Genomic DNA, 3207 nt, shown 5'->3' with positions numbered 1-3207 from the left:
TGTTATTGTGGCTTAGCCACCTCGCAATGACAGTGGTAACCTGTAAGCTAGGTCATTGACCCAACAATTATAATTAAATATACTCGGCAATTTAGCCAAATATATTCTTATTTGAACAGCATTTTTAATGTTAGTTTTATTGTTTTTAGAATATTCATGTTTGACAGGTTTGATTTGTTTGAATAAGTCAATATCATTGGAATTTCTACAATTATGGGATTAAACATACTCATTTTCTTTAGTATTTCAGCAGTTACGGTGAAGCCTTTTTCCTGAATAAAATTTTCTCCGTGATAATTAACGGATTCTTTGATTAACCAGGATTTGTAAGCTCTGAAACCACAGGTATAATCTTTAACCCCTTTTATATTCCATTTTATTGTATATAAATATCTCGCTCCAAGACTTAAAAAAGCTCTGAAATTGCTTAAGCCATGAATTCTTGACTGTTCACAATATCTAGAAGCGATTACAATGTCTGATCCTTCATTGATTTTGTTCAGCATTTCTCTTATTAAATAAGGGTTATGCGTATCGTCGCTATCCATAGTCACTACAACATTATTTTCTCTAAGATTATCTTTTATCATTGAAAATCCTGTAGATAATGCTCCTTGTAGGCCTTTATTTTCTTCATGTTTTTTATAATTAATGTTTAAAGAGTTCAATTCATCTTTTGCTTTGAGTATCCAATTTTCTGTATCATCTTTGCTTGAGTCGTTAATAATAATTATTTCGTGTAAAATTGAACAGGAATTAGTAAAAAAGTTTTTGTATTTTACCAAAAGATTGTATACGCTTTCTCCTTCATTATAAACAGGAAGTATTATATAGATTTTGTTTATCATTAAGCTCCTTAAACCTCATTTTTTATAATTAATACAGTCAAATACCCTTCAAATTTAAAAAGTTTATTAAAAAAACAGAATATATTTTTTAAGATTTTATTAAAATTAAGAGATTCAGCAAGCATATTATCAGCTATTATAAGACGTTTTTCAAGCATTAAATTACATTCTTTCAGCTCTTTAGCCATATTACATAATTTATATTCTTTTGGATAAGGCCATTTATTGAATAAATTTGCTATTAAATAGCCGACTCGATAAGGTATACAATAATGATTGGGGAAAGCTAAAATGATAAATCCATTATCAATAAGGATTCTTTTATATTCTTTTATGGCTTTTACTCTCTCAGCATAATTAAAATGCTCTATAACACCTGAATTAAAGACTATATCATAAGTTTTACTGTTAATATTGGTTTCAAACATATCAGTATTAATAAATTGAGCCTGCTTATCGGCTTTTTTAAACAGGGTTTTAGCTAAATCAATAGCATTTATATCGCAGTCCAGCAAGGTTTTATCAAAATCATCATCTAGCAGTAAGCTTGTTATTCCTGTACCGCAGCCTATTTCTATGATTTTTCTCTTATCTTTATAGTCATTTATTATGTTTTTTAAGTCCAGATGGTACTCTTTTGGAGTAATATCCGAACTTAAAAACTTCTTATTATGTTCTTCCCAGAATTCTAACCAGATTTTTTCCTGATTCATTAAGGCTATACCTTTCAAATTTAAATTTTCTTATGTCACCTTCCGTAATGATTTTTCAATTATTGGATTATAGTTTAAGCCGTTATCTGGATAGATTGCCGCAGATTCCTTTGGAATCTTCGCAATGACATCTGTTTTATTTCCTGAATAGGTATTAATTACTGAAATAACAGGCTTATTTCTTTAGAATGTGTACTTCCCAGCCGTCTTTTTTAATGATTTTTACTGTTTGAAAATACTTTTTCTCAATTTTCTCAAGGTTTATGGCTGCTCTGGAGGTTAACAGGTAGTATAATGAAATATCTTTATATATTCTATCATTCCTGGCAATCTTTATTAAAAGATCCTCATCAAAAGGTTTCATCCCGATAGGCATGACGGTGACAAAGTATCTTCCTTTATCCAGTTTGCTTACCACGCTTTTTCTTATATAATTCTCAAAGCTAACAGGTATTTTAGAATATAAAATATATTTTTTTAAATTGTCGTGAGCGTTTTTTCTCGTTAAAATGTCTAATACTTCTATGCCTAAAATCTTTTCACTACCAAGACAAATGTCAGCCATAGTAAAATCCAATAAATTTATGTCTTTTAGAGAATAATATTTTCCCAGGAATTTTCCTTCCATGGGTAAAATCAGAATATCATTTGAATTTAAGTGATATTCTTTTAAAATACTTGCAATTGTTCTATATCCTTGTGAACTTGGTTGTTTTTGGATACCGTATGGAGTAAATACCAGATAAAACAGATTTACAAATACAAATAAGCTTATTAACGACCCTGATAAAAACTTATTTCTTATATTAACAAGCCCATAAACCACACCAACAAGAATAGATGGAAATGCCAGAGTAAGATATCTACTTGTGATTGCAAGTTTTCCCATTAGTGTCATTATAATTTCAAGAATAATTAGTAAAAAGCCGATTGAAAGGATTAAAGTTCCTAAATCTCGCTTTTGGCAGGTTTTAATTATTCCTGTAATAGCTATTATAACAGGAATAACCGCAAAAATTATGAAATCGGGTTTTATACCGTTTGAAATGAGCCCTTCATAATAATTTAAATCAGGAAATGCAATGCTCGATATAACCGGAGAAAACCAGTTTTGCATTACTAAAAGAATGCTTGCGTAATTAAAATTTTGATAAAAGCTGAATGAGTTGATATATCCACTCGCTACCATAGTATGTTGTTGAATTAATATGGGAACATAAGGAATAAATAATATAAAAGTCACGATTTGTGCGTAAATAAACGGTTTTAAATTCTCTCTCTTCGACCAATACAGATAAATAAGAGATATAATAACCTCGCAAAAAATAAATACAAAACCAATGGTGAAAGTATATAAAATAGCTGCATTAGATAAAATCAGCCCTGTATAGTTTTTTAGAGATGTTTTTTTAAGGGTTTTTATAAGAAATAAGACTGATAATGCTCCTAATAAAGCTGTTAAAGAGTAAAATCTAACTTCTTGCGAGTAGTAAATTAAAAAAGAGTTTATGCTGACAAATAAAGCAAGTATGAAACCTGTTTTTCTCGATAAGACTTCTTTTCCAATTAGATAAGATACGGGAATAATAAATAATCCGGGTATGACAGAAAATAATCTGACAATAATATCGTGTATTCCAAACAAT

The 3207-nt window shown here is 29.3% G+C and carries 2 protein-coding genes and 1 pseudogene; all 3 read right to left on the bottom strand.

Translation table 11 applies throughout. From position 1 onward, the window contains the following. Positions 1-107: 107 nt before the first annotated feature. Positions 108-848: a glycosyl transferase gene (locus tag A2255_09750; protein ID OGI23142.1), complete on the bottom strand. Its 741-nt coding sequence runs from the start codon at positions 846-848 to the stop codon at positions 108-110. Positions 849-856: 8 nt separating this feature from the next. Further along, positions 857-1561, bottom strand: coding sequence for a hypothetical protein (locus A2255_09745; GenBank protein ID OGI23141.1), 705 nt, complete (start codon positions 1559-1561; stop codon positions 857-859). A 175-nt stretch (positions 1562-1736) separates the two neighbouring features. Further along, positions 1737-3207: pseudogene (locus A2255_09740) on the bottom strand (hypothetical protein).

This window comes from Candidatus Melainabacteria bacterium RIFOXYA2_FULL_32_9 (assembly GCA_001784615.1).
In the GTDB taxonomy this organism is placed as follows: Bacteria; Cyanobacteriota; Vampirovibrionia; order Gastranaerophilales; family UBA9579; genus UBA9579.
The sequence above is the reverse complement of the archived record's forward strand: the minus strand, read 5'-3'. Positions and strand labels throughout refer to the sequence as shown.

Bases quoted from the DNA above. Each gene is read 5' to 3' on its own strand.
- A2255_09745 (OGI23141.1), bottom strand. From the start codon at position 1,561: ATGAATCAGGAAAAAATCTGGTTAGAATTCTGGGAAGAACATAATAAG.
- A2255_09750 (OGI23142.1), bottom strand. From the start codon at position 848: ATGATAAACAAAATCTATATAATACTTCCTGTTTATAATGAAGGAGAA.